The sequence below is a fragment of the Kitasatospora terrestris genome (assembly GCF_039542905.1).
In the GTDB taxonomy this organism is placed as follows: Bacteria; Actinomycetota; Actinomycetes; order Streptomycetales; family Streptomycetaceae; genus Kitasatospora; species Kitasatospora terrestris.
The window spans coordinates 4,639,713-4,664,944 of sequence record NZ_BAABIS010000001.1; the positions used below are offsets into that span (position 1 = coordinate 4,639,713).

The following is a 25,232-nucleotide window of genomic DNA, read 5'->3' on the forward strand; positions in this document are numbered from 1 at the left end:
CCGGCCCGGTGGCCGGTCCCTACACTTGTCTGCGTGGCTGATACCGAGACCTTCGACTGGAAGGCCGACCTGCGCGAGCGCGGCTACCGCCTCACCCCGCAGCGGCAACTCGTCCTGGAAGCGGTCGACGTCCTGGACCACGCGACCCCGGACGAGATCCTCGGGCACGTCCGGAAGACCGCCAGCGGCGTCAACATCTCCACCGTGTACCGCACCCTCGAACTCCTCGAGGAGCTCGGGCTGGTCTCGCACGCCCACCTCGGCCACGGCGCCCCCACCTACCACCTGGCCGGCCGGCACACCCACCTCCACCTGGTCTGCCGCGACTGCGACAAGGTCACCGAGACCGACACCGCGATCGCCGCGCCGCTGATCGACAGCCTGCGCGCCCAGCACGGCTTCGACACCGACCTCAAGCACTTCGCGATCTTCGGGCGCTGCGCCGACTGCACCGCCAAGAAGGAGAACGCGCAGTCGTAAGCTGGCCGGTATGAAGAGCCCGCTGCTTGCCCTGCCCGGTGCCGTCCCCGCGGAGGGCCCCGACGAGGGCGTCGCCGCCCACTACGGCAACATCTTCCGCGAGCAGCGCGAGCTCGCCGCCGGCCACGGGTACGTCGACCTCTCGCACCGCGGCGTCGTCACCGTCACCGGGCCGGACCGCCTCTCCTGGCTGCACCTGCTGCTCACCCAGCACGTCAGCGACCTGCGCCCGCAGCAGGCCACCGAGGCGCTGGTCCTCTCGCCGAACGGGCACGTCGAGCACGCGCTCTACCTCGTCGACGACGGCGCGACGGTCTGGATCCACGTCGAGCCGGGCACCCAGCAGGCGCTCATCGGCTACCTGGAGTCGATGAAGTTCTGGAACCGGGTCGAGGTCGCCGACGCCACCGACCGGTACGCCGTGGTCTTCCTCCCGGCCGGCTCCACCGCCGACGCCTCCGGCGCCGCGGCCGTCCGCGAGCTCTCCTGGGGCCGCGACCTGTTCCTGCCGCGCGAGGCGCTCGCCGCCGAGGTGGCCGGCTTCGGTCCGGCGGCCGGCGTCTGGGCGTACGAGGCGCTGCGGATCGAGGGGCACCGGCCGCGGCTGGGCTTCGAGACCGACCACCGCACCATCCCGCACGAGGTGGACTGGCTGGCCACCGCCGTCCACCTGCAGAAGGGCTGCTACCGGGGCCAGGAGACCGTCGCCCGGGTGCACAACCTCGGCCGGCCGCCGCGCCGCCTGGTCTTCCTGCACCTCGACGGGACCGAGGAGAAGCTGCCCGCCCGCGGTGCCGACGTCCGCGTGGACGGCCAGGACCGCCCGGTCGGCTTCGTCACCTCCGCCGCCCGCCACCACGAGCTCGGCCCGATCGCCCTCGCCCTGGTGAAGCGCAACACCCCGCTGGACGCCACCCTCCTCGCCGACGGCGTCCCCGCCACCCAGGACGTCATCGTCCCGGCCTGAGCGGGCGGGTCAGAGCTCCAGGAGGACGGTGAAGGGGCCGTCGTTGGTCAGCGAGACCTTCATGTCGGCGCCGAAGCGGCCGGTCTCGACCTTGGCGCCGAGCGCCCGGAGTTCGGCCACCACGGCGTCGACCAGCGGCTCGGCGACGGGGCCGGGGGCGGCGGCGTTCCAGGTGGGCCGGCGGCCCTTGCGGGCGTCGCCGTAGAGCGTGAACTGGCTGATCACCAGCAGCGGGGCGGCCAGCTCCGAGCAGGACCGCTCCGGGCTGCCGGGGAAGATCCGCAGCGACCACAGCTTGCGGGCCAGCTGCGCGGCCTTCTCCGCCGTGTCGTCGTGCGTGACGCCGACCAGGACGCACAGCCCGGGCCCCTCGATCGCGCCGACCGTCTCGCCGTCCACCACCACGGCCGCCTCGGCGACCCGTTGCACCACTGCTCGCATGCCGCCATTGTGCCAAGCGCGCCCGGCCCTCCCGGCCCGGCCGGTGGGGGCGCACGCACCACATCTGCGCGCCGGTCTCCGTGCGCGTGCGCTCCTATTCGTGCAGGTGAGCCGGTGGCGCTGATCAGTAGTACTAGCCAGGCCGGTTCGCCACGGGGCCGTTCGGGTGCTCGGGCGTGCACCTGACGACCCGGGGTGGCACGCTGTCGGACGGCACGAGGACCCGCCACCCGGGCCCGCCCCGTCACCCGACCGGGTGGCGTCGCGCGCGACCGGGGCCCGCCCGGACCGGCCGGACGTGCCTCAGGGTGGGCACAGCGACGACGGCAGGTGGTTGGTTGATGGACGCGAGCGGTACGGCCCACCGGGAGGGTTCCGAGCTCGCCGGGCTCGGTCTGGAGCAGCTGCGCACGCTCCGCCGGGACGCGCAGGAGCAGGAGGCCGACCTCTCGTACCTGCGCCGCCTGCTGCACGGCCGGCTGGACATCCTGCGCGCCGAGCTGGACCGCCGCCGGGTGGAGCCGGCCGGCCCCGCGATCGGCGAGCCGGCCCTGCTGGAGCGGCTGCCGGCGATCCTCGCCGACGCGCCGTCCTCGGTCCGCCGCCCGGCCCGGCACGTGACGCTCGGTCCGCCGCGCGGCGAGCAGTACCGGCGCGAGGCGGACGTCCTGATGGGTGACGTCCGGCTGGTCGACCTGGCCGCGCACCCGACGGCCGCGCTGCTCGCCGCCGTCGAGCGGCTGACCGCGCACGAGCGCGAGGTCTCCGCCCGGCGGCAGTCGCTGCAGCGGACGGCGGACGACTGCAGCGCCGAGATCACCCGCAGGTACCGTGAAGGGGAAGCACGGGTCGACGACCTGCTCAGCGGGGGCTGAGGAGCGGGAACGGCGGGCCGGGCCACACCTCCACCCGCACGACCCCGGAGTCCACCCTCATGTCGCAGTCCGTCGTCCTGCCCGCGCTCGCCGACGTCATACGGTCAGGCTTCACCGAGGGCAGCCACCGCGGCTCCCTGGTCCTGCTGGCGCCCGACGGCTCGGTCGAGTTCGCCCTCGGCGCCCCGGACGCGCCGGTCTTCCCGCGCTCCGCCGCCAAGCCGTTCCAGGCCGTCGCCACCCTGCGGGCCGGCCTCCCGCTGCGCGGCGCGCAGCTCGCGCTGGCCGCCTCCAGCCACTCCGCAGAATCGTTTCACCAGGACGAGGTCCGGCGGATCCTGGCCGACGCCGGGCTGACCGAGGCCGCCCTGCGCACCCCCGCCGACCTGCCGCTCGACACCGTCGAGGCCGAGCGGCTGCTGCGCGGCGGCGGCGGACGCGCGCCGATCCTGATGGACTGCTCGGGCAAGCACGCCGGCTGGCTCGCCGCCAGCGCCGCGAACGGCTGGGACCTGGAGGGCTACCTCGCCGTCGACCACCCGGTCCAGCTGCTCGCCCGCGAGGCGCTGGAGGAGTTCACCGGCGAGGACGCGGCGCACGTCGGCACCGACGGCTGCGGCGCCCCGCTGCTCGCGGTCAGCCTGACCGGCCTCGCCCGGGGCTTCCGGGCGCTGGTGGTGGCGGAGGAGGGCAGCGTCGGCCGGCAGGTCGCGGACGCGATGCGCGCCCACCCCGAGTACGTGGCCGGCACCCGGCGGGCCGACACCTGGCTGATGCGGGCCGTGCCGGGCTCGCTCTCCAAGATGGGCGCCGAGGCCGTGCAGGTCGTCGCCCTGGCCGACGGCCGGGCGCTCGCCTTCAAGATCGACGACGGCGCCGAGCGCGCCCGCGGCCCGGTCCTCGCCGCGGCCCTCCGCCGGGCCGGCGTCACCGACCCGGTCCTGGACCGGATCGGCGCCGAGCCCCTGCACGGCGGCGGCCAGGTGGTCGGGGAGGTCCGCGCGGCCTTCTGAACCCCGGCTGTGGTTGCTGGCGCGGTCAGCCTGTTGCACGGTTGGACGGGGGGCCGCTCCGTACGACGACTGCTCAGGAGACCGCCATGTCCGACCATGTCTACCGTGTCACCGAGATCGTCGGCTCCTCGAAGGACGGAGTCGACGCGGCCATCAAGAACGGGATCACCCGGGCCTCCCAGACGCTGCGCAACCTGGACTGGTTCGAGGTGGTGCAGGTGCGCGGGCACATCGTGGACGGGCAGATCGAGCACTACCAGGTCGGCCTGAAGGTCGGGTTCCGCCTGGACGACTGACCGGGCGACGCCGGACGCGCCGAAGACGCCGGACACGCCAAAGGGGCGCGGGAAAATCCTCCCGCGCCCCTTTCGCGTGCGTGAGCAGCCCCTGACGGGAGCGGTCAGTGACCGCCCTGCTCCTCGAAGCGCTTGATCGAGGCGACGATCTCGGCCTCGGCCTCGGCGCGGCCGACCCAGTCGGCGCCCTCGACGGACTTGCCGGGCTCCAGGTCCTTGTAGACCTCGAAGAAGTGCTGGATCTCCAGACGGTCGAACTCCGACACGTGGTGGATGTCCTTCAGGTGCTCCCAGCGCGGGTCCGTCGCCGGGACGCAGAGCAGCTTGTCGTCGCCGCCGGCCTCGTCGGTCATCTTGAACATGCCGATGGCGCGGCACTTGATGAGGCAGCCCGGGAAGGTCGGCTCGTCCAGGATGACCAGGGCGTCCAGCGGGTCGCCGTCGTCCGCGAGGGTGCCCTCGACGTAGCCGTAGTCGGCGGGGTAGCGGGTCGAGGTGAAGAGCATGCGGTCCAGGCGCAGTCGGCCGGACTCATGGTCGACCTCGTACTTGTTGCGCGAGCCCTTCGGGATCTCGATCAGGACGTCGAACTCCAACGGTTCCTCCAACGGTAGGGACTGACAGAATCCAAGTGTCTCGTACGGCAGGGAGTGCTCTGGAAAGGGGCCGGTCGGTGAACGGTGGAGCGGGGGCGGGCCGCGGTCGGAGAGCCGCGGTCGCGGGTGCGGTGGGAATGGCGCTGGCCGCCGGCGGGCTGACCGTCGGGGTGGATCCGGCGTTCGCGCAGCCGACGCCGGGGGCGAGCCAGTCCAGTGGGCACCCCAGGAGCGGCACGGACCAGCACCGGCCCGGGACCTCGTCCGCCCCGCCCGGGACCAGGGGGAGCCACGACGGCCAGCCGGGCACCGGCAAGCGCCGCGGCGGGCACCGCTCGGTGCCCGTGCACGGCCCGGTGCTGGCCGCGACCGACCAGGCGGGGCACGCCCCGAGCAACCACGGGCTGCAGCAGACGATGGGCACCACGCTGCAGGACAAGTCGCTCGGCACGCTGAACTTCGCGGTGGCGGACGCGGCGACCGGCGAGTTCCTGTTCGGCTCGGGGGAGTCCGTCCCGGCCGTCCCGGCGTCCACCACCAAGCTGGCCACCTCGGTCGCGGCGCTCTCCCTGCTGCCCGCCGACTTCCGGATCGCCACCAAGGTGGTGCAGGGTGCCAAGCCCGGCGAGATCACCCTGGTCGGCGGCGGCGACCCGACGCTGACCGCGCTGCCGGCGGACCAGATCCGGATCGGCGGCGCGCCGGTGGACGCCGAGAGCGCCCCCGCGTCGATGGCCGACCTGGCAGAGCGCACCGCGGCCGCGCTGAAGGCGGCGGGCGTCACCTCGGTGAAGCTGGGCTACGACACCTCGCTGTACTCCGGCCCGCTGCTGCACAAGGAGCACGACGCGACCAACATCGCCGCGGTCACCCCGCTGATGGTGGACGAGGGCCGGATCGACCCCAGGTCGACCGACGAGGCGCCGGCCCGGGTGTTCGACCCGGCCGGGCAGGCGGCGGACTCCTTCGCGCGCTTCCTGACCGCCCAGGGCATCACCGTCCAGGGCAAGCCCGCGCAGACGACCGCCGGGGCGGACGCGGCGGTGCTGGGCCAGGTGGAGTCGCCGACGATCGAGCGGCTGGTCGAGCGGCTGCTGACGATGTCGGACAACACCCTGGCGGAGGCGGTGGCCCGGCAGGCGGCGATCGCCGCCAAGCAGCCGGCCAGCTTCGACGGCGGGGTGAAGGCGGTGACCGACGCGCTCGGCAAGCTCGGCGTGCCGATGACCGGGGTGGTGCTGAACGACGGCAGCGGGCTGAACAAGGCCAATCTGATCCCCCCGATCACCCTGGTGAAGCTGCTCGCTCAGGCGTCCTCGCCGGACCACCCGGAGCTGCGCCCGGTGATCACCGGACTGCCGATCGCCGCGTTCACCGGCACCCTGGTGAACCGCTACGGCGCCAAGTCGGGGGCCGCCGAGGGGGCCGGCATCGTCCGCGCCAAGACCGGCACCCTGGCCGGAGTGATCACGCTGGCCGGCACCGTGGTCGACAACGACGGCCGGGTGCTGGCGTTCGCCATGATGACCCGCACCACGGCCGGTCCGGACGCCGCCCGCGCGGCGGTGGACCGGATCGTGGCGCGGATCATCGCCTGCGGCTGCCAGTGACCGGTGGCGGGTTCCCTCCCCGTCAGGGGCGGGAACCCGTACGGTGAAGGCATGACGAGCGCGAGCGGCGGTGCGGACATGGTCGACTGGAATCTCGCGGTCGCGACCGCGACCCGGTTGGTCCGGCCCGGCCCGGAGGTCAGCCGGGAGGAGGCCAGGGCGGTCGTCGCCGAGCTGCGCCGCCACGCGCTGGAGGCCGAGGAGCACGTCCGGGCGTTCACCGGGATGGGCTCCTCCAGCCTGATGGAGGCGCCGGCCACCCCGGTGCTGGTGGTGGACCGGCCCGGCTGGGTGCGGGCCAACGTGGCGGGCTTCCGCACCGTCGTCCAGCCGCTGGTCGACAAGCTGCGGGCGCGCCGGACGGAGAACCCCGGATCCGCCGCCTTCGCCTCGCTGGGGGAGAAGGCCACCGGGGTCGAGGTCGGCGCGGTGCTGGCCTTCCTGTCCGGCAAGGTGCTGGGGCAGTACGAGACCTTCGCCCCGGCCGAGCTGCCGAGCGCGCCGGACACCCCGGAGTCGCTGTTCGCCCAGCCGCGCCGGGGCCTGGACCAGCAGCCCGGCCGGCTGCTGCTGGTCGCGCCGAACATCGTCCAGGTCGAGCGGGAGCTGGACGTGGCGCCGCACGACTTCCGGCTCTGGGTGTGCCTGCACGAGGAGACCCACCGCACCCAGTTCACCGCGGTGCCGTGGCTGCGCGACCACATCCAGTCCGAGGTGCAGGACTTCCTGGTGCAGACCGACGTCGACCCCTCCGCCCTGATGGACCGGGTGCGGGACGCGTTCGGCGGCGTCCCCGGCCTCGGCGGCCGCGGCAACGGCTCCGCCGGCACCCTGATGGAGGTGGTGCAGAGCCCCGCCCAGCGGGAGATCCTCGGCCGCCTCACCGCGGTGATGTCGCTGCTGGAGGGTCACGCCGACGTGGTGATGGACGGGGTCGGCCCGGCCGTGGTGCCGAGCGTCGCGGAGATCCGCGAGAAGTTCCAGAAGCGCCGGGACCGCGGCGCCGGCCGGCTCGACCTGGCACTGCGCCGGCTGCTCGGCATGGACGCCAAGCTGCGCCAGTACCAGGACGGCGCGGTGTTCGTCCGGGGCGTGGTGGAGCGGGTCGGGATGGCCGGTTTCAACCGGGTCTGGACCTCGCCGAACACGCTGCCCACCAAGGAGGAGATCCACGACCCGGCGGCCTGGGTGACCCGGGTGATCGGCTGAACCGCGGGAGCGCACAGCCGTCCGGTCGTCCACGCGGCGGAAGGATGAACGTTTCCCCATTCACCCGTACGTGGGACCGTGGTCGTACCGGTGGCGCGGGTGGCGGAGCCGGTGGCCGGATTCTGCGACCATCTGTGAGCGCCTGGTGACCGAGAGCCGCCGGCGGCCCCGCTACCCCCCTCCGTCAAGGAGCGCATCCCCATGGGCCCACACCCCGCCGTCGCGGCGATACGCCTCGCCGTCCGCCGTACCCTCGCCGAGCTCGCCGCCGAGGCCGGAGTCGTCTCCGTCGCGCCCGCCCGCGCCGCGCAGCCCCGCCCCTCCCAGCCCGCGCTGGCCGGTGCCGGAACCACCCTGATCGGCAACGCCCACCGCCACCCCTCCGGGCTGCCCCGCACCCCCGCCGCACCGGGTTCCCCGCTGGTGCTGGTCGCGGTCAGCGGCGGCGCCGACTCGATGGCGCTGGCCACCGCGACCGCCTTCGAGGCGCCCAAGCTGGGCCTGCGGGTCGGCGCCGTCACCGTCGACCACGGCCTGCAGGCCGGCTCCGCCGAGCGGGCCGCGCAGGTCGCCGAGCGGCTGCGCGAGCTGGGCCTGGACCCGGTCGAGGCCGTCCCGGTCGAGGTCGGCCGGCACGGCGGCCCGGAGAACGCCGCCCGGGACGCCCGCTACGGCGCGCTGGACGCCGCCGCGGAGCGCCACGGCGCGATCGCCGTCCTGCTCGGCCACACCCGCGACGACCAGGCCGAGACGGTCCTGCTGGGCCTGGCCCGCGGCTCCGGCTCCCGCTCGCTGGCCGGGATGCCCGCGCAGAAGGGCCGCTACCGCCGCCCGCTGCTGGAGCTGGACCGCTCCGCCACCCGCGAGGCCTGCTCCGCGCAGTCCATCCCGATCTGGGACGACCCGCACAACTCCGACCCCGCGTACACCCGCTCCCGGGTCCGCCACGAGGTGCTGCCGGTGCTGGAGAAGCACCTCGGCGGCGGCGTGGTGGAGGCGCTCGCCCGGACCGCCCGGCTGTTCCGCGACGACGCCGACGCGCTCGACCAGTGGGCCGCCCTCGCCGAGCGCGACCTCCGAACGGCCGAAGGCGCGCTGGACGTCGGCCGGCTCGCCGAACTGCCCCCCGCGGTCCGCCGCCGGGTGTTGCGCCGGGCGGCACTGCGCGCCGGCTGCCCGGCCGGCGAGCTGTTCGCCCGACACCTGGAGACCGTGGACCTGCTGGTCACCGGCTGGCGCGGCCAGGGCCCGCTGCACCTACCCGGGGGGGTCGAAGCCATCCGCAGGTGTGGCACGCTGGTCTTTCGGCGACAGGGCGACTGAGCACAGCGGGTCGCAGGGCCGCCGCCGACACAGGACCCCGAACGTTTGAGGACGTATCCCCGGTGGATCAGAACGACATGGGCGCAGACCTCGCGAAGGTGCTCATCAGCAAGGACGAGATCGACGCCAAGCTGGCGGAGCTGGCCGCGCGGATCGACGCCGACTACGCCGGGCGGGACCTGCTGCTCGTCGGCGTGCTCAAGGGCGCCGTGATGGTCATGGCCGACCTGGCCCGTGCGCTGCACACCCAGGTGACCATGGACTGGATGGCGGTCTCCTCCTACGGCATGGGCACCAAGTCCTCGGGCGTGGTCCGCATCCTCAAGGACCTGGACACCGACATCGCCGGCAAGGACGTGCTGATCGTCGAGGACATCATCGACTCCGGTCTGACCCTGTCCTGGCTGCTCGGCAACCTCGGCTCGCGCGGCCCGGCCTCGCTCAAGGTGTGCACCCTGCTGCGCAAGCCGGACGCCGCCAAGGTGGAGATCGACGTCGAGTACGTGGGCTTCGACATCCCCAACGAGTTCGTGGTCGGCTACGGCCTCGACTACGCGGAGAAGCTGCGGAACCTGCCGTTCATCGGCACCCTGGCGCCGCACGTCTACGGCGGCTGAGCCGAACGCCGCACTCTTCGGGTGACGGGCGGGAACAGCGCACTGTTCCCGCCCGTTGAGCCGAGGTAGGAAAATACGCCGTGCCGTCGTGCTCACGCCGCCCAGGGGTGGTACTGCGGTACGGTCCCATTAACCGCTCTTGTGACGAGCGGAACCCGGATGCGCCGAGGCCCACAGCCAAACAGCGCCGTTGAGTGGCAGGAGGGACGGGGCGGCGACGCCCCGCATGGATGGACGTCAAGCGATACTTCCGTGCGCCGATCATGTGGATCGTGCTCGCCGCCGTCGCCGTCGTTGTGTTGATGCAGGTCGTCTCCGACACCAGCGGCTACAAGACGGCCGACACCGGCCAGGTGATCGCGGCGATCGACACCAACCAGGTGAAGTCGGCGCAGATCACCACTGGTGATTCGAATCTGATCAAGATCCAGCTGAAGGACGGCCAGAAGCTGGCCGCCAACAGCTCGGGCAAGCAGCCTTCCGGCAGCAAGTTCCAGGCCTCGTACGTCTCCGACATCCAGGCGACGGCGATCAGTGACAAGCTGCAGGCCGCCCAGAAGGCCGGCAACCTGCCGGACAACTACACCGTCAGCCCCGAGAAGCAGTCGACCTTCGTCAGCCTGCTGCTGTCGATGCTGCCGATCGTGATCATCGTGCTGGTCTTCCTGTTCCTGATGAACCAGATGCAGGGCGGCGGCTCGCGGGTCATGCAGTTCGGCAAGTCCAAGGCCAAGCTGCTCACCAAGGACACCCCGAAGACCACCTTCGCCGACGTGGCCGGTGCGGACGAGGCGGTCGAGGAGCTCCACGAGATCAAGGAGTTCCTGCAGGAGCCGTCGAAGTTCCAGGCGGTCGGTGCCAAGATCCCCAAGGGCGTGCTGCTGTACGGCCCGCCCGGTACCGGCAAGACCCTGCTGGCCCGCGCCGTCGCGGGCGAGGCCGGCGTGCCGTTCTACTCCATCTCCGGCTCCGACTTCGTCGAGATGTTCGTCGGTGTCGGTGCCTCCCGGGTGCGCGACCTGTTCGAGCAGGCCAAGGCCAACGCCCCGGCGATCATCTTCGTCGACGAGATCGACGCCGTCGGCCGGCACCGCGGTGCGGGTCTCGGCGGCGGCCACGACGAGCGCGAGCAGACCCTCAACCAGCTGCTGGTCGAGATGGACGGCTTCGACGTCAAGGGCGGCGTGATCCTCATCGCCGCCACCAACCGCCCGGACATCCTGGACCCGGCGCTGCTGCGCCCCGGCCGCTTCGACCGGCAGATCGCCGTCGACCGCCCGGACCTGCAGGGCCGCCTGGACATCCTCAAGGTGCACCAGAAGGGCAAGCCGATCGCGCCCGACGTCGACCTGTCGGCCGTCGCCAAGCGCACCCCCGGCTTCACCGGCGCTGACCTCTCGAACGTGCTCAACGAGGCCGCGCTGCTGACCGCCCGGTCGGACCGCAAGCTGATCGACAACGGCATGCTGGACGAGGCCATCGACCGCGTGGTCGCCGGCCCGCAGAAGCGCTCGCGGATCATGTCCGACAAGGAGAAGAAGATCACCGCGTACCACGAGGGCGGCCACGCCCTGGTCGCGGCGGCCTGCAACTACTCCGACCCGGTGCACAAGATCACCATCCTGTCCCGCGGCCGCGCCCTGGGCTACACGATGGTGCTGCCGGACGAGGACAAGTACTCGACCACCCGCAACGAGATGCTCGACCAGCTCGCCTACATGCTGGGCGGCCGGGCGGCGGAGGAGCTGGTCTTCCACGACCCGACCACCGGCGCCTCGAACGACATCGAGAAGGCCACCGCCACCGCGCGGGCCATGGTCACCCAGTACGGCATGAGCGAGCGCCTGGGCGCGATCAAGTTCGGCACCAGCGACTCGGAGCCGTTCCTGGGCCGCGAGATGGCCCACCAGCGCGACTACTCGGAAGAGGTCGCCGGGCTGGTGGACGAGGAGGTCAAGAGCCTCATCGAGACCGCGCACAACGAGGCCTGGGAGATCCTGGTCGAGAACCGCGACGTGCTCGACAACCTCGTTCTCGAACTGCTCGAGAAGGAGACGCTCAACAAGGAGCAGATCGCCGAGGTCTTCGCCCCGGTGATCAAGCGTCCGGCCCGTCCGGCCTGGACCGGTTCGGCCCGCCGGACCCCGTCCACCCGGCCGCCGGTGCAGTCCCCGAAGGAGCTGGCGCTGACCAACGGCGCCGCCGCTCCGGTGGAGACCACCCCGGTCGACGTCGTGAAGCTCCCGCCGGAGTCCACCCCGGAGAGCTGATCCTCGGATCGGAATGGATGCCGCGTTTCCCGGGTTTGTACCCTGGAGGCGCGGCATCCGTGCTGTTCCCCATCCCTCCCGACCCGTACAGAGCGAGGCACGCATGATCGACCCGGTGACTCTCGACGGCGAATCGCCGATCGGGCACTTCGACCAGAAGCGTGCCGAGAACGCCGTCCGCGAGCTGCTGATCGCGGTCGGCGAGGACCCGGACCGCGAGGGCCTGCTGGAGACCCCGGCCCGGGTGGCGCGGGCGTACAAGGAGATATTCGCCGGGCTCTGGCAGGAGCCGGAGGACGTCCTCACCACCACCTTCGACCTCGGCCACGACGAGATGGTGCTGGTCAAGGACATCGAGGTGTTCTCCACCTGCGAGCACCACCTGGTGCCGTTCCAGGGCGTCGCCCACGTCGGGTACATCCCGTCCACCAGCGGGAAGATCACCGGCCTGTCCAAGCTGGCCCGGCTGGTCGACGTCTACGCCCGCCGGCCGCAGGTGCAGGAGCGGCTGACCAGCCAGGTCGCCGACTCGCTGATGCGGATCCTGGAGCCGCGCGGCGCGATCGTGGTCGTCGAGTGCGAGCACATGTGCATGTCGATGCGCGGCATCCGCAAGCCCGGCGCCAAGACCCTCACCTCGGCGGTCCGCGGGCAGCTCCGCGACCCCGCCACCAGGGCCGAGGCGATGTCCCTCATCATCGGCAGGTAGGGGCTTCCCGGGGTGCAACCGGGGGCCTAGAATGCGGCGTCCACCAGGTGGGCGCCGCATCTGTCGTTCGTGGACGCCCACTTGACGTGCGGATTACCAAACGGGGGAAGAGTCATGAAGGTCCATCACGGCGCCCCGCCGGCGGTGTCAGGGAACTCCCAGGAAGCCTTTAGGCTGACCCTTCGTGAGCCTTCCCGTGCCCGCTGAGCCGATCCCCCCGCAGCCCCGTCGCCGGGGGCTGCAGACGCTGCGCACCCAGGCGGCGGCCGTGCCCCGCGCCTGGCTGCCGACCGCGGTCGGGTACGCCTGCCTGCTGATCGGCCTGATCGACATCGGCTGTGCCGTCTTCCCGAAGCTGCGCTTCACCAAGATGCACACCTGGGCCGGCCACCTGCCCGGCGGTGTCACCACGCTGGCCGCCGCCGGCACCCTGATGGTCGGCATGCTGCTGGTGCTGCTGGCGCACGCGCTGCGCCGCCGCAAGGCCCGCGCCTGGCGCGCGGTCTGCGTGCTGCTGCCGGTCGGCGCGCTGCTGCACCTGGTGCGCTGGCACCAGTTCGGGCAGGCGGCGATCTCGCTCGGCCTGCTCGCCGTGATGCTGGTGCACCGCCGCGAGTTCTACGCCAAGGCCGACCCGCGCACCCGCTGGCGCGCGGTGGCCAACTTCCTGGTGCTGGCCGCGGTGTCGGTGGTCCTCGGCATGGTGATCGTCAGCGTCCGCTGGAAGTCCGAGGTCGGCGACCCGTCCTTCTTCACCCGGCTGGAGCACGTCGGCTACGGCCTCTTCGGCTTCGAGGGCCCGATCGACTACACCTCCGACCGGGTCTCCGACCTGGTCGCGTACACCCTCGGCGCGCTCGGCCTGGTCACCGCCTTCACCACCGCCTACCTGGCGCTGCGTCCGGAGAAGCCGGAGCCGGAGCTCACCCCCGAGGACGAGGTCCGGGTCCGCGACCTGCTGGCCCGGCACGGCGAGCGCGACTCGCTGGGCTACTTCGCGCTGCGCCGCGACAAGAGCGTGCTGTTCTCGCCGTCCGGCAAGGCCGCGATCTCCTACCGGGTGGTCTCCGGCGTGATGCTGGCCTCCGGCGACCCGGTCGGCGACGTCGAGGCCTGGCCCGGCGCGATCAAGGTGTTCATGGCGACCGCCCGCGAGCACGCCTGGGTGCCGGCCGTGATGGGCTGCAGCGAGGTCGGCGGCGAGGTGTGGACCCGGGAGGCCGGGCTGGACGCCCTGGAGCTCGGTGACGAGGCGATCGTCGACACCGCGACCTTCTCGCTCTCCGGCCGGGCCATGCGCAACGTCCGCCAGATGGTGAAGCGGATCGAGCGCAACGGCTACTCCTGCCAGGTCCGCCGGGTCGGCGACCTGACCCTGGAGGAGAAGCGGCAGATCGCCGACGCCGCCGCCCGCTGGCGCGGCACCGACACCGAGCGCGGCTTCTCGATGGCGCTCGGCCGCTTCGGCGACCCCGGCGACGACGCCTGCGTGGTGGTCACCGCGCACAAGGCGCCCGAGGAGGACTCGGCGCAGACCGACGACCTGCGCGCGGTGCTGCACTTCGTCCCGTGGGGCCCGGACGGCATCTCGCTGGAGCTGATGCGCCGCGACCGGGAGGCCGACCCCGGCCTGAACGAGCTGCTGATCGTCGCCGCCCTCCAGCAGGTCGGCGCGCTCGGCATCCGCCGGGTCTCGCTGAACTTCGCGATGTTCCGCTCCGCGCTCGCCCGCGGCGAGCGGATCGGCGCCGGTCCGGTGCTGCGGGCCTGGCGCGGGCTGCTGGTCTTCCTCTCGCGCTGGTTCCAGATCGAGTCGCTGTACAAGTTCAACGCCAAGTTCCAGCCCGAGTGGGAGCCGCGCTTCCTGGTCTACCCCGCCACCCGGGACCTGCCGCGGATCGGCTTGGCCGCGATGCAGGCCGAGGCGTTCATCACCCTCGGCATGCCGCGGTTCGGCCGCAAGCGCCAGCGGCAGGGCCTGATGCCGGAGACGGCGCTGCTCGACCAGGCCGCGTAGGCCCCGGGGAGGCGTCCGATAATGGACGCATGAGCTCTTCCCTCCCCGGCCTGCCCGACCTCGACCGCTGCGCCGTGATGGGTGTGGTCAACGTCACGCCCGACTCCTTCTCGGACGGCGGGCTGTGGCTGGACCCGGCGAAGGCCGTCGCGCACGGCCTGGACCTGACCGCCCGGGGGGCCGACCTGGTCGACGTCGGCGGCGAGTCCACCCGGCCCGGCGCACGGCGGGTCACCGAGCAGGAGGAGCTGCGCCGGGTGATCCCGGTGGTCCGGGAGCTCGCCGCGGCCGGCGTGGTGGTCTCGGTGGACACCATGCGGGCGGCTGTCGCCGAGCAGGCCGTCGCGGCCGGCGCCCGGCTGGTCAACGACGTCTCCGGCGGCCTCGCCGACCCGGCGATGGCCGGGGTGGTCGCCGCCGCCGGCGTGCCGTTCGTGGTGATGCACTGGCGCGGCCAGTCCGCCGACATGGAGCGCCTCGCGGTCTACGGCGAGGACGTGGTGGCCGACGTGGTCGGCGAACTCACCGACCGGATGAACGCCCTGCTCGCCGCGGGGGTCAAGGAGCAGCAGCTGATCCTGGACCCGGGCCTGGGCTTCGCCAAGACCTCCGAGCACAACTGGGCGGTGCTCGGCCGGCTCCCCGCGCTCACCGCGCTCGGGCGGCCCGTCCTGGTGGCCGCTTCGCGCAAGCGCTTCCTGGGTACGCTGCTCGCCAACCCGGAAACCGGGGAGCCGCGCCCGGCCCGGCAGCGCGACGACGCCACGGCGGCCGTCTCGGTGCTCTCGGCCCAGGCCGGCGCCTGGGCCGTCCGGGTGCACGACGTCGCCGGCACGGCGGACGCCGTTCGGGTGGTCGCGGCCTGGCAGCGGGCGGCACAGAGGGGGTAGGCGTGGCAGAGGCAGTCAGCGGCAACGACCGCGCGGCCGGCACCGAGGCCGACCGCGAGGCGGTCATCGCGGCCAACCAGGCCTTCTACGAGGCCCTGGAGAACGGCGACCCGGAAGCCGTCGAGTCGATCTGGCTCGGCCCGGAGCACGCCGACGACAAGGGCGGGGTGGTCTGCGTCCACCCCGGGTGGCCGGTCCTGCGCGGCCGGGCCCAGGTGACCCGGTCGTACATGCTGATCATGGCGAACACCGAGTACATCCAGTTCTTCCTGACCGACGTCGAGGTCGAGCTGTTCGGCGATGTGGCCCTGGTCACCTGCACCGAGAACATCCTCTCCGGCGGCGAGCCCGAGGAGGAGGGCGAACTCGGCCCGCTGGTCGGCGGGAAGGTGGTCTCCAGCAACCTCTTCCGGCGTACCCCGCAGGGGTGGAAGCTCTGGTCGCACCACGGATCGCCGGTGCTGACCAGCGGCGACGACGACGAGGACGACGAGGACTGAACCCGGCGCCCGGGAGCCGGCCGGCGCGCGGCGTCAAGTGCCGAATCGGCGCCCCCGGCCACGGGCGCGGCCGGGGAGGCGGTCCGGTGATGTCCGCGGCCGCGGGTAGATTCGGGGGACGGCGGGCGACGGTGCCCGCCGTTCACCCTGCCCGGGGACGGGCGGGGGACGTCATCTGGGAGCAGTGATTCGTTTGCTGGACCGCGTCACCCTGCGGGGCCTGCGGGCCCGAGGCCACCACGGCGTCTTCGAGCGCGAGCGCCTGGAGGGCCAGACCTTCGTGGTCGACCTGGTGCTCTTCCTCGACACCCGGCCCGCCGCCGAGGGCGACGACCTGAGCCGCACCGCGCACTACGGGATCATCGCCGAGGAGGCCACCGCGGTCATCGCCGGCGACCCGGTCGACCTGATCGAGACCCTCGCCCAGCGGATCGCCGACCAGTGCCTGAAGCACGAGGCGGTGCAGGAGGTCGAGGTCACCGTGCACAAGCCGGACGCCCCGATCACCGTCCCCTTCGACGACGTCACCATCACCATCCACCGGGGCCGCGCCTGAACGGCGCACACGACCGGGCCGAGCCGCGCAGCACCGAGCAGAGGGAATTCCATGGCAACCAGTGACCCGACCGCCTCGCCGACCACGTTCGACCTGGAGCGCCGGGTGGACACTGCCGAATCCACCCTGCACACCACCCGGCACGCCGTCGTGGCGCTCGGCTCCAACCTGGGCAACCGCCTGGAGACCCTCCAGGGCGCCGTGGACGCGCTGGCGGACACCCCCGGGGTCCGGGTGACCGCGCTCTCCGCCGTGTACGAGACCGACGCCGTAGGCGGCCCCGCGGACCAGCCGAGCTACTTCAACGCCGTCGCCGTGCTGCGCACCTCCCTGCCGCCGGTCGACCTGCTGGAGCGCGCCAACGCCGTCGAGGACGCCTTCGGCCGGGTCCGCGAGGTCCGCTGGGGCCCGCGCACCCTGGACGTCGACATCCTCGACTACGAGGGCGTCCTCAGCGACGACCCGCACCTGCTGCTGCCGCACCCGCGCGCCCACGAGCGGGCCTTCGTGCTCGCCCCCTGGCTGGACGCCGACCCGGCCGCCGAGGTGCCCGGGCACGGCCCGGTCGCCGAGCTGCTGAAGGGCCTCGGCGGCGCCGACGGGCAGGGCGTGCGGCTGCGCGCCGACCTCCAGCTGCGCCTGCCCGAGTAGCCGTCCGCCCTGCCCCGGGAACTTCGGCGGCGGCAGGGCCGTACGAGAGAGGGGACGGGGCCGGGCCGGTACGGTGGCCTGGTCCCAGCCGTGGTGTCCGTCGGGAAGGACCTCGTCCGCGTGAAGCCGATCCGTCTCCGTCTGCTGCTGGCCGTCACCGGCGTGACCGGGGTGCTGGCCTGGGGCGGTGCCAGACTCTGGGACTCGCTGGGCACCATGCCCGGCGTGCCCGCGTACGCGCCGATCGTGCTCGCGGCCGTCGCGGTGGTGCTGCTCGCCGTGGCGATCTCGCTGCGGGCCCGGTTGAAGGCGATGCGGGAGCGGCAGCCCGGTGCGAAGCGGGTCGATCCGCTGGCGGCCGCACGGGCCCTGGTGCTCGGCCAGGCCAGCGCCCTGGTGGCCGCCGTGGTGACCGGGCTGTACGGCGGCATCGGCGTCGTCCTGCTCGGCCAGCTCGACGTGCCGGCGCGCCGGGACCAGGCGATCACCGCCGGCCTGGCGGTCCTGGCGGGCGCGGCGGTGATGGCGGTCGGCCTGTGGCTGCAGCACATCTGCAAGCTCCCCGAGGACCACGACGACCCGCGGCGGCCCCGCGGCGCGGCGCCCTCGGCGCGCTGAGCGCCGGGTGAGAGCCCGGTCACGGCTCGTAGTTCCGACGGACTGTCAAGAGCTGAATGAGTGTCCAGGCTGACAGGGCACCAATTCGCACGCTAGTTTCTTGGCATGTCTCGCGGACGCCACCGTCACTCCTCCCTCCTGGGCCGGTCCCTGCCCCCGGTCGCCACCGGTGTGCTGATCGTCGCGGCGCTGGCCGCGCTGGTCGCCAGTCCGGATCCGCTCGTGGCCCGCTCGGTCGGCGTCGCGGCGGTGGTCGCGGCGGTCGGCCTGGGCGTCCTGCTGCGCCAGCGCGACAAGGCCGCGCGGACGGCGGCGCAGCTGGCGATGGTGCGCCGGCTGCGCTCCGAGGAGCGCTTCGAGGAGCAGCTCGCCGAGGCCGAGTACGCGGCCGAGGTCGCCGAGGAGCGGGCGACCCGCTTCGGCCGCCGGCTGACGGCCGAGAAGTCGCGGCTGGCGAAGGCGGAGACGGAGATCGCCCGGCTGCTGCGCGAGCGCGCCGTGATGGTGGCGGAGCAGGCGCTGAAGGAGGCCGAGGCGGTCCAGAAGGCGCTGGAGGCGGCCCGGCCCAAGCACCCGGCCAGCCCGGCCGCGTACGTCCGGGCGGCGGCCGCGCTGCGGCACCTGGAGCGCCGGGCGGTGGTCGACGAGGCGCGCCGGGAGAGCGACCAGCGGGCGCAGCTGGAGCTGCGGCCGAAGATGCCGCAGCCGGTGCCGGCCGGCCAGGCGGCGAAGGCGGCCGAGCCGGCTGCCGGGCCCACCCTGCAGCCGGTGCACCCGGGCCTGCGTCCGGTGGCGCCCGCCTCCGCCGTGGTGACCCCGATGCCCGCGGCGCAGCCGCAGGCGCCGTCGCAGCCGCGCGCGCTGCCCGCGCAGGCGTCCCCGGCGTCCGCCCCGGCGGCGGCGGTGCACCGGCCGCGGGGCGGCAACTTCAGTTTCTTCGGGCGCCCGGGCACGGCGCGGGCGGCGCTCCGGGCGGCCGCGCCGGCTCCGGCGGTGGGCGACCTGGCGGACGTGGTGGGCGACGAGGCGGTGGCCGACAGCGAGCGCTACGCGGCCGAGGCCGCCCTGCGGCCGGCCGACGGCGGCACCCCCGAGCACCAGGCGGTCGAGCAGGCCCCGGCGCACCAGCGCAGCGAGCCGCAGGCGGCGCCCGAGGTGGTCGACCTGACCCCGCACGACGAGACCGAGCTGCTGGAGCTCCCGGAGCTGCGGGCGGGCCGCTCCTGAGCGGTTCCTGACCCGCCGTCGGTACGCCGATGCCCCGGCCCCCGCGAGGGGGACCGGGGCATCACCCGTTGCGGGGCGGTGGTCAGACGTTGACGCCGAAGTCCTGGGCGATGCCGACCAGGCCGGAGGCGTAGCCCTGGCCGATGGCGCGGAACTTCCACTCCTCGCCGTTGCGGTAGAGCTCGCCGAAGATCATGGCGGTCTCGGTGGCCGCGTCCTCGGAGAGGTCGTAGCGGGCGATCTCGGCGCCGCCGGCGGCGTTCAGCACGCGGATGTACGCGTTGCGGACCTGGCCGAAGCTCTGGCCGCGGGTGACCGCGTCGTAGATCGACACCGGGAAGGTGATCCGGGTGACGTCGGCGGGCAGCCCGGCGAGGTTGACGTTGATCTGCTCGTCGTCGCCCGCGCCCTCGCCGGTGCGGTTGTCACCGGTGTGGACGACGGTGTTGTCCGGCGTGGCGGTGTTGTTGAAGAAGACGAAGTGACGGTCGGAGTACACCTTGCCGTCGTTGTTGAGCACGATCGCGCTGGCGTCCAGGTCGAACTCGGCGCCGGTGGTGGTCCGGACGTCCCAGCCGAGGCCGACGGTGACCGCGGTCAGGCCGGGGGCCTCCTTGGTCAGCGAAACGTTGCCACCCTTGGAGAGGCTCACTGGCATGGTCTGTGGTGTCCCTTCGTCGCTTTTGCCGGAAGAACGCCGGCAGACGGGTCCATGGTTCCACCGGTACGGCGGGTTCTTGGTCAGATTCTCGGGAAACGGCCCTGGACGGTCCAGATGTGGGGGTTGTCGGCGAGCCCCTCGTGCAGGTCGGTCAGGTCGGCGAGGACGTCCTGGAGGAAGTCGCGGGACTCCCGGCGCAGGTCCGCGTGACGCACCACCAGCGGCTCCGCGTCGGGCAGCCAGGTCGCCGAGACCTCCACCAGGCCGAACCGGCGCGCGAACCGCAGCAGCTCGGTGTTCTGGGTGAAGTCCAGGTCGGCGGTGCGCACCGTCGCCGAGCGGCTGCCCCGGGGGTCGAGGTCGAGCTCCTCGACGATGTCGCACAGCGCCCAGGCGAAGTCGAGCACCGGCACCCACGCCCACCGGGTGGCCAACTCCTCGCCCTCCACGTCCAGGTAGACGTCCCCGCAGAACAGGTCGTGGCGCAGGGTGCGGACCGGCGCGGTGCGGTAGTCCGTCTGCGGCGGGTCGGGGAAGCGGTTGGAGAGGGAGTATCCGAGCTCGATCACACCGGTCATTGTCGCGGTGCGCGGGGGTTCCCGTTGACCGGGTGGTCGGGGTCTACCGGGTTAACCGGGTGACCCGGGTGCCGGTCGGCGGGATGATGGGCGCATGACTGAGCCCATACGCGTGCGGGGGTCGGTGGTCGTCCCTGACGCCGAGCTCGTCTGGCGCTTCTCCCGTTCCTCCGGCCCCGGCGGCCAGCACGTCAACACCTCGGACACCCAGGTCGAGCTGCGGTACGACCTGGCGGCGTCCCAGGCGCTGCCCCCGGTGTGGAAGGAGCGCGCCCTGGAGCGGCTCGCAGGAAGGCTGGTGGACGGGCGGGTGCTGGTCGTCCGGGCCTCGGAGCACCGCTCGCAGTGGCGCAACCGCGAGGTCGCGGCGGCCCGGCTGGCGTCGCTGCTCGGCGAGGCGACCGCCCCGCCGCCGAAGGCCCGGCGGGCCACCAAGCCGAGCCGCGGCATGGTCGAGCGGCGGCTGGACGACAAGCGCCGGCGCGCGGGCCTGAAGCAGACCCGGGGACGGGTCAAGGACTTCTGAGCGCCCGGCTCAGCTCCCCAGCTGCCGGTACGCCCCGCGGAAGTAGAGCAGCGGGCCGGTGCCGGCCCCGGTGACGTGCGCCTCCAGGACGCGGCCGAGGACGAGGGTGTGGTCGCCGGCCGGGATCCGCTGCTCGGTGCGGCACTCGACGGTGGCCAGGGCGCCGGTGATCAGCGGGGCGCCGGTGTGCGGGCCGCGGCGGTGCGGCGCGTCGGCGAACAGCAGGCGGTCGCTGAGCCGGCCCTTCATCGCGAAGCGGGAGGCGAGCGGGCGGTGCTCCTCGCCGAGCAGGGAGACGGCCCAGGTGTCGGTGCGGGCGAGCAGCTCGTCCATCCGGGAGTCCTCGCGGACCGAGACCAGCACCAGCGGCGGCTCCAGCGACACCGAGAGGAACGAGGTCGCCGTCATCCCGACGTCCTCGCCGTCCTCGGGGTCGTGACAGGTGACCAGGGACACCCCGGAGGCGAGCTGGCCGAGGGCGGCGCGGAACTCGTCGGGTGTCGCGGAGGCGGCGGCGGAGGAGGGCTGCGGGGAGCTGTACACGTACCGCACCGTAGTCGCCGTCCGGGGCTCCCGGTATCGGGCCCTGGTCGTAGGACCGCTCGGCCGCTGGTCCCGGGCGCCCCATCACTCTCAGGAGTGAGCACGGCTTGAGTCCGGCTCGCGGCGGGCCGACCAGAAGGTGGTCCGGTGTCAGGGATTGCCCTGGTATTCGCAGGTACTGCGCAGTTTGCTGGCGTGCACATTGTGTGATTTGAGTCACAGTGGCTACCTATTGCTGACCGAGCGTGCCGATCGCAGTGCTCCCTGTGATTCAGTTCTTCTGGCAATCGGACGATAACCATCAAGACCTATCCGAAGCAGCCGGGGAGCCCCCGCATGGAAGCCGAGTCGGAGCCCTACGTCCGCCTCGCGACCCTCCGCACCTTGCACCGGGTCGTGGCGGACCTCAACGCTGCCCGGAGCCTGGCCGGCACGCTCCAGGCGGTGGTCGAGGGCGCGGTGCACGGGCTCGGGTTCGACGCGGCGGCGGTCAGCCTGGTGCGGCCGGACGGCGACCTGGTGGTGGCGGCGGTCTGGGAGATCGAGGAGAGCGCGTTCGGCGGGCCGGCGGTGCTGCTCGGCCAGGTCGGCTCCCGCGAGTCCTGGGAGCGGATGCTGAGCGTCAGCGACCACTGGGGCACCCTGCGCTTCCTCCCCTTCGACCGGGGCTGGGCGGTGGGCACCGACATCCCGGTGTGGACCGGCGACGGCCCGCTGCCCGTCTACTCCAACGACTGGCACCCGCAGGACGTCCTGCTCGCCCCGATGTACAGCGCCGGCGGCGACCTGCTCGGCGTGCTCTCGGTGGACCGCCCGCGCAGCGGCAAGCGGCCCGGCGCGTGGACCCGCGAGGCGCTGGAGATGTTCTCCCTGCAGGCCTCCATCGCGATCGGCAACGCCCGGCTGCGGGCCGAGATGCAGCGCGCCCTGGCCCGGCTGGAGAAGGAGCAGCAGGCGCTGCGGGCCAGCGAGGAGAGCTTCCGCCAGGCGTTCGAGTACGCGCCCAGCGGGATGGCCATCACCGAGCTGCACGGCGACGCGATGGGCCAGCTGACCCGGGTCAACGACGCGCTCTGCCGGCTGCTCGGCCGCCCCCGCGCCACCCTGCGCCAGCAGCGCTTCGCCGACCTGGTCCACCCCGACGACCTGGAGCTGCTGCGCCGCACCAGCGCCGAGGGCGGCCGCGCGGAGCTGCGGCTGTCCCGCCGGGACGGCGGTTACCAGTGGGTGTGCCTGCGCAACTCGGTGGTGGCCGACGCCACCGAGGGCCCGAGCTTCCTGCTCACCCACGTCGAGGACATCGAGGACCGCAAGCGGCACGAGCTGCAGCTGGCCCACCGGGCCAGCCACGACGCGCTGACCGGCCTGCCGAACGGCGCCGAGCTGCGGGCCCGGCTCGGCCGGCGGCTGTGCAACCTGCCGCAGCCGGTCGGCGGCGGCGCCCCGGCGGGCGAACCGGCGTACGCGGGGCACGGCGGCCACGGGAGCCACCCGGAGCACGGCGGCCACGCCGCCCCCGCCGGCCCGCCCGCGATGGCCCCGCAGGGCTACCAGAGCGCCTCCTACAGCGCGCACAGCGCCTACGACGGTCTGGCGGTGCCCGGACCCTCCGCGCACGGCTACGCGGGCCGTGACGACGCCCTGGACCGCGACCGGGAGGCGTTCGCCGCCGGGCACGTGCTGCGCTACAGCGGCTCCCCGGCCGACCACGTGCACGCGGTGGTCCCGGCGGACGGGCCCGCCGGCGAGCTGTGGGGCCGGCGCGGCGGGCCGCCGCCGTCCGACAAGGGCCTGGCGGTGCTCTTCTGCGACCTCGACGGCTTCAAGTCGGTCAACGACCGCTTCGGCCACAACGCCGGCGACGCGGTGCTGATCGAGGTCGCCCGGCGGCTCCAGCAGGTCGTCCGCGAGGGCGACACGGTGGCCCGGATGGGCGGCGACGAGTTCGTGGTGCTGGCCGACGGCATCGGCCGCGAGGAGGCCAAGGACCTCGCGGGCCGGCTGCGCAACGCGATCATCCCGCCGATGCGGATCGACAACCGGGCGATGCGGGTCGGCGTCAGCCTGGGCATCGGCTGGGCGGGCTGCGGGATGTCCATCGACGAGGTGCTGCAGGCGGCCGACGAGCGCATGTACGACGAGAAGCGGGCGCGTGGAGGAGCGGTGAGGGGCGCGCGGGGGGAGCGTTCACACCGCCGAGCGGGCTAAGCGCCGCGCTGACCGGCTTTTCCCGCCGTCGGGGACGGCAGGTAGGGTGCCCTGGGTACGAGCGTCCAGGACTGGGGAGTTGACCGTGACCACGGCCGGCAGCAACGACGCGCCCGAGAGCGCGGGCGACGAGGACCCCTTCGCGTACCTGTACCGCCCCGCCGAGGGCGAGGCGCCGGGCGACCGTCCGCGCAGCTCGTACAGCCGCCCGATGGAGGTCGGACGGGCCAGCTACGACCGGCCCGCGCAGCCGGCGTACGCCCGGCCGGCGCCGCCGGAGGCGCCCACCATGGCGGTGCCGCAGCAGTCCCGGTACGCCGAGCGCTCCCGGCCGCAGCCGGGCGAGGAGCGGCCCGGCGGCGGGCGCGGCAAGGCCGCGGTGATCGGCGCGGTCGCGGTGGTCGCGGCCATAGCGATCGGCGCGGGCATCGCGCTGTCCACCGGTGACCCGGACGGCAAGCCGTCGGCGGGCGGCGGGCACTCCAGCGCCCCGGCCCAGCCCAGCCCCCAGGCCTCGGCCTCCGCGTCCGCCTCGGCGAGCGCCACGGCCTCGACCGACCCGGTGGCCGACGCCGGCAAGCTGCAGGCGCAGGGCGCCGCCCCGGGCAACGCCGTCAAGGGCGCGGTCTCGGCGGACGGCGGCTACCTCACGCTGCAGCCGGGCTCCACGGTGACCTGGACGGTGAGCGTGCCGGCCGCCGGGCAGTACAAGTTCTGGCTGCACTTCAACAACACCGGCGGCGACCTCCCAGCGGCGGTCGCCGTCAACGGGCAGGACCGCGAGGGCGGCGTCACCTTCAAGAACTACTCGAAGGGCAACACCGACCCGGCCCAGGCCTGGTTCTCCACGAACATATGGCCGCAGCTGCAGGCGGGCACGAACACCCTCACGGTGTCCCTGCCCGCCGGGAGCGGCGGCTCGGTCCTGCTGGACCAGGTGGCGCTGACCGGGATGGGGGTCAACTCCTACCCGACGAAGTGACCACCCCGGCCAGGTGGGCCACCGTGGCGGCCATCGCCCGGCGGCCCGGGTCGAGGTACTTGCGCGGGTCGGTGACGGCCGGGTCGCCGGCCAGGTGGGCCCGGACGGCCGGGGTGAAGGCCAGGTTGAGCGCCGTCCCGATGTTGATCTTCACCATGCCGGCGGCGACCGCCGCGGCCAGCTCGCCGTCCGGCACGCCGGAGCTGCCGTGCAGCACCAGCGGCACCGGCACGGCGGCCGCCAGCCGGCCGATCAGGCCGTGGTCGAGGGAGGCGGTGCGCGCGGTCATCGCGTGCGAGGAGCCGACCGCGACGGCCAGCGCGTCCACCCCGGTGTCGGCGACGTAGGCGGCCGCCTCGTCCGGGTCGGTCCGGGCGCCGGGGGCGTGCGCGGACAGCGGCGCGGCCCCGTCCTTGCCGCCGACCCGGCCCAGCTCGGCCTCCAGGTGCAGGCCGTGCCGGTGCGCCCAGTCGGCGGCCTCGGCGGTGGCCTTGACGTTCTCGTGGTGCGGTAGGTGCGAGGCGTCGAACATCGCGGAGGAGAAGCCGGCGGCGGGCGCGGCCCGCAGCAGGTCGAGGTCCTCGACGTGGTCCAGGTGGAGCGAGACCGGGACGCGGGCGGCGGCGGCCACCTCGGCGCAGGCCCGGGCGATCGGCAGCAGCCGGCCGCCGTGGAAGCCGACGGCGTTCTGGCTGATCTGGAGGATCACCGGAGTGCCGGCGTCCTCGGCGCCGGTGGCGATGGCCTCGGCGTGCTCCAGGGTGATGACGTTGAAGGCGGGCAGTCCGGTGCGGGCGGCGACGGCGTCGGCGAGCAGCTCGGAGGTACGGGCGAGAGGCATGGGTGTCCCCGGGAAGGTGAGTAGCGAG

At 73.5% G+C, this 25,232-nt stretch carries 27 protein-coding genes; 21 read left to right on the forward strand and 6 right to left on the reverse strand.

The features are described 5' to 3' along the window. The first annotated feature begins 33 nt into the window (after positions 1 to 33). On the forward strand, positions 34 to 480 hold the full coding sequence (locus tag ABEB06_RS21470) for a Fur family transcriptional regulator (protein ID WP_345698496.1): 447 nt from the start codon (positions 34 to 36) through the stop codon (positions 478 to 480). A 10-nt stretch (positions 481 to 490) separates the two neighbouring features. Beyond that, the gene (gene ygfZ / locus ABEB06_RS21475; protein ID WP_345698497.1) at positions 491 to 1,447 is read left to right on the forward strand and encodes a CAF17-like 4Fe-4S cluster assembly/insertion protein YgfZ; all 957 of its coding nucleotides are present in this window, start codon (positions 491 to 493) and stop codon (positions 1,445 to 1,447) included. 9 nt (positions 1,448 to 1,456) lie between these two features. Here ygfZ and dtd read toward each other — a convergent pair whose 3' ends face one another. Beyond that, positions 1,457 to 1,888 (reverse strand): D-aminoacyl-tRNA deacylase, encoded by a 432-nt coding sequence (gene dtd, locus ABEB06_RS21480; RefSeq protein ID WP_345698498.1) that lies wholly within the window; start codon positions 1,886 to 1,888, stop codon positions 1,457 to 1,459. A gap of 341 nt (positions 1,889 to 2,229) precedes the next feature. Between dtd and ABEB06_RS21485 the strand changes: the two genes are divergently transcribed. From ABEB06_RS21485 to ABEB06_RS21495, 3 genes are all read left to right on the forward strand, one after another. Further along, positions 2,230 to 2,763, forward strand: a complete 534-nt coding sequence (locus ABEB06_RS21485; RefSeq protein ID WP_345698499.1) for an RsiG family protein — start codon at positions 2,230 to 2,232, stop codon at positions 2,761 to 2,763. A gap of 59 nt (positions 2,764 to 2,822) precedes the next feature. Then, positions 2,823 to 3,776, forward strand: a complete 954-nt coding sequence (locus tag ABEB06_RS21490) for an asparaginase (RefSeq protein WP_345698500.1) — start codon at positions 2,823 to 2,825, stop codon at positions 3,774 to 3,776. An 86-nt stretch (positions 3,777 to 3,862) separates the two neighbouring features. Beyond that, the gene (locus ABEB06_RS21495) at positions 3,863 to 4,072 is read left to right on the forward strand and encodes a dodecin (protein WP_345698501.1); all 210 of its coding nucleotides are present in this window, start codon (positions 3,863 to 3,865) and stop codon (positions 4,070 to 4,072) included. 104 nt (positions 4,073 to 4,176) lie between these two features. Here ABEB06_RS21495 and ABEB06_RS21500 read toward each other — a convergent pair whose 3' ends face one another. Continuing rightward, positions 4,177 to 4,668, reverse strand: a complete 492-nt coding sequence (locus tag ABEB06_RS21500; RefSeq protein WP_345698502.1) for an inorganic diphosphatase — start codon at positions 4,666 to 4,668, stop codon at positions 4,177 to 4,179. Positions 4,669 to 4,805: 137 nt separating this feature from the next. Between ABEB06_RS21500 and dacB the strand changes: the two genes are divergently transcribed. The 13 genes from dacB (at position 4,806) to ABEB06_RS21565 (ending at position 18,865) form a co-directional block, all read left to right on the forward strand. Then, the gene (gene dacB / locus ABEB06_RS21505; protein ID WP_345698503.1) at positions 4,806 to 6,278 is read left to right on the forward strand and encodes a D-alanyl-D-alanine carboxypeptidase/D-alanyl-D-alanine endopeptidase; all 1,473 of its coding nucleotides are present in this window, start codon (positions 4,806 to 4,808) and stop codon (positions 6,276 to 6,278) included. A 51-nt stretch (positions 6,279 to 6,329) separates the two neighbouring features. Continuing rightward, positions 6,330 to 7,487, forward strand: a complete 1,158-nt coding sequence (locus tag ABEB06_RS21510) for a zinc-dependent metalloprotease (RefSeq protein ID WP_345698504.1) — start codon at positions 6,330 to 6,332, stop codon at positions 7,485 to 7,487. 201 nt (positions 7,488 to 7,688) lie between these two features. Continuing rightward, positions 7,689 to 8,810 (forward strand): tRNA lysidine(34) synthetase TilS, encoded by a 1,122-nt coding sequence (gene tilS, locus ABEB06_RS21515; RefSeq protein WP_345698505.1) that lies wholly within the window; start codon positions 7,689 to 7,691, stop codon positions 8,808 to 8,810. Positions 8,811 to 8,887: 77 nt separating this feature from the next. Continuing rightward, positions 8,888 to 9,427 (forward strand): hypoxanthine phosphoribosyltransferase, encoded by a 540-nt coding sequence (gene hpt / locus ABEB06_RS21520; RefSeq protein WP_345701930.1) that lies wholly within the window; start codon positions 8,888 to 8,890, stop codon positions 9,425 to 9,427. 230 nt (positions 9,428 to 9,657) lie between these two features. Further along, positions 9,658 to 11,697 (forward strand): ATP-dependent zinc metalloprotease FtsH, encoded by a 2,040-nt coding sequence (ftsH, locus tag ABEB06_RS21525; RefSeq protein WP_345698506.1) that lies wholly within the window; start codon positions 9,658 to 9,660, stop codon positions 11,695 to 11,697. A 103-nt stretch (positions 11,698 to 11,800) separates the two neighbouring features. Continuing rightward, entirely contained in the window at positions 11,801 to 12,406 is a 606-nt protein-coding gene (gene folE, locus ABEB06_RS21530; RefSeq protein WP_345698507.1) for a GTP cyclohydrolase I FolE, read from the forward strand. Positions 12,407 to 12,644: 238 nt separating this feature from the next. Continuing rightward, the gene (locus ABEB06_RS21535) at positions 12,645 to 14,423 is read left to right on the forward strand and encodes a phosphatidylglycerol lysyltransferase domain-containing protein (protein WP_425559791.1); all 1,779 of its coding nucleotides are present in this window, start codon (positions 12,645 to 12,647) and stop codon (positions 14,421 to 14,423) included. Between the two features lie 29 nt (positions 14,424 to 14,452). Continuing rightward, positions 14,453 to 15,313 (forward strand): dihydropteroate synthase, encoded by an 861-nt coding sequence (gene folP, locus ABEB06_RS21540; protein WP_345698508.1) that lies wholly within the window; start codon positions 14,453 to 14,455, stop codon positions 15,311 to 15,313. Between the two features lie 2 nt (positions 15,314 to 15,315). Further along, the gene (locus ABEB06_RS21545; RefSeq protein WP_345698509.1) at positions 15,316 to 15,813 is read left to right on the forward strand and encodes a nuclear transport factor 2 family protein; all 498 of its coding nucleotides are present in this window, start codon (positions 15,316 to 15,318) and stop codon (positions 15,811 to 15,813) included. 196 nt (positions 15,814 to 16,009) lie between these two features. Beyond that, a complete protein-coding gene (gene folB, locus ABEB06_RS21550) occupies positions 16,010 to 16,369 on the forward strand; it encodes a dihydroneopterin aldolase (protein ID WP_345701932.1) in 360 nt (119 codons plus the stop codon). A 51-nt stretch (positions 16,370 to 16,420) separates the two neighbouring features. Continuing rightward, positions 16,421 to 17,020 (forward strand): 2-amino-4-hydroxy-6-hydroxymethyldihydropteridine diphosphokinase, encoded by a 600-nt coding sequence (gene folK / locus ABEB06_RS21555; RefSeq protein WP_345698510.1) that lies wholly within the window; start codon positions 16,421 to 16,423, stop codon positions 17,018 to 17,020. 120 nt (positions 17,021 to 17,140) lie between these two features. Continuing rightward, the gene (locus ABEB06_RS21560; RefSeq protein WP_345698511.1) at positions 17,141 to 17,638 is read left to right on the forward strand and encodes a DUF3180 domain-containing protein; all 498 of its coding nucleotides are present in this window, start codon (positions 17,141 to 17,143) and stop codon (positions 17,636 to 17,638) included. A 105-nt stretch (positions 17,639 to 17,743) separates the two neighbouring features. Next, complete coding sequence (locus ABEB06_RS21565; protein WP_345698512.1) at positions 17,744 to 18,865, forward strand: hypothetical protein; 1,122 nt, start codon at positions 17,744 to 17,746, stop codon at positions 18,863 to 18,865. Between the two features lie 82 nt (positions 18,866 to 18,947). Here the strand turns inward: ABEB06_RS21565 and ABEB06_RS21570 are convergent, their stop codons facing one another. Together ABEB06_RS21570 and ABEB06_RS21575 are read right to left on the reverse strand one after the other, a co-directional pair. Further along, positions 18,948 to 19,523: a TerD family protein gene (locus ABEB06_RS21570; RefSeq protein WP_345698513.1), complete on the reverse strand. Its 576-nt coding sequence runs from the start codon at positions 19,521 to 19,523 to the stop codon at positions 18,948 to 18,950. 83 nt (positions 19,524 to 19,606) lie between these two features. Beyond that, complete coding sequence (locus ABEB06_RS21575) at positions 19,607 to 20,095, reverse strand: hypothetical protein (RefSeq protein WP_345698514.1); 489 nt, start codon at positions 20,093 to 20,095, stop codon at positions 19,607 to 19,609. A gap of 103 nt (positions 20,096 to 20,198) precedes the next feature. On the opposite strand from ABEB06_RS21575, the gene arfB reads away from it, so the two are divergent. Next, positions 20,199 to 20,630 (forward strand): alternative ribosome rescue aminoacyl-tRNA hydrolase ArfB, encoded by a 432-nt coding sequence (arfB, locus tag ABEB06_RS21580; protein ID WP_345698515.1) that lies wholly within the window; start codon positions 20,199 to 20,201, stop codon positions 20,628 to 20,630. 9 nt (positions 20,631 to 20,639) lie between these two features. Here arfB and ABEB06_RS21585 read toward each other — a convergent pair whose 3' ends face one another. After that, positions 20,640 to 21,173, reverse strand: a complete 534-nt coding sequence (locus ABEB06_RS21585; protein WP_425559670.1) for a flavin reductase family protein — start codon at positions 21,171 to 21,173, stop codon at positions 20,640 to 20,642. A gap of 336 nt (positions 21,174 to 21,509) precedes the next feature. On the opposite strand from ABEB06_RS21585, the gene ABEB06_RS21590 reads away from it, so the two are divergent. Both ABEB06_RS21590 and ABEB06_RS21595 read left to right on the forward strand, forming a co-directional pair. Then, positions 21,510 to 23,381, forward strand: coding sequence for a GGDEF domain-containing protein (locus ABEB06_RS21590; protein ID WP_345698517.1), 1,872 nt, complete (start codon positions 21,510 to 21,512; stop codon positions 23,379 to 23,381). Positions 23,382 to 23,460: 79 nt separating this feature from the next. After that, positions 23,461 to 24,363 carry a carbohydrate-binding protein gene (locus ABEB06_RS21595; RefSeq protein ID WP_345698518.1) on the forward strand — a complete coding sequence of 301 codons (903 nt, stop codon included), beginning with the start codon at positions 23,461 to 23,463 and terminating at the stop codon, positions 24,361 to 24,363. Here ABEB06_RS21595 and ABEB06_RS21600 read toward each other — a convergent pair. Next, on the reverse strand, positions 24,341 to 25,204 hold the full coding sequence (locus tag ABEB06_RS21600; protein WP_345698519.1) for a class II fructose-bisphosphate aldolase: 864 nt from the start codon (positions 25,202 to 25,204) through the stop codon (positions 24,341 to 24,343). The two genes, ABEB06_RS21595 and ABEB06_RS21600, sit on opposite strands and share 23 nt — an antisense overlap. Positions 25,205 to 25,232 lie beyond the last annotated feature (28 nt).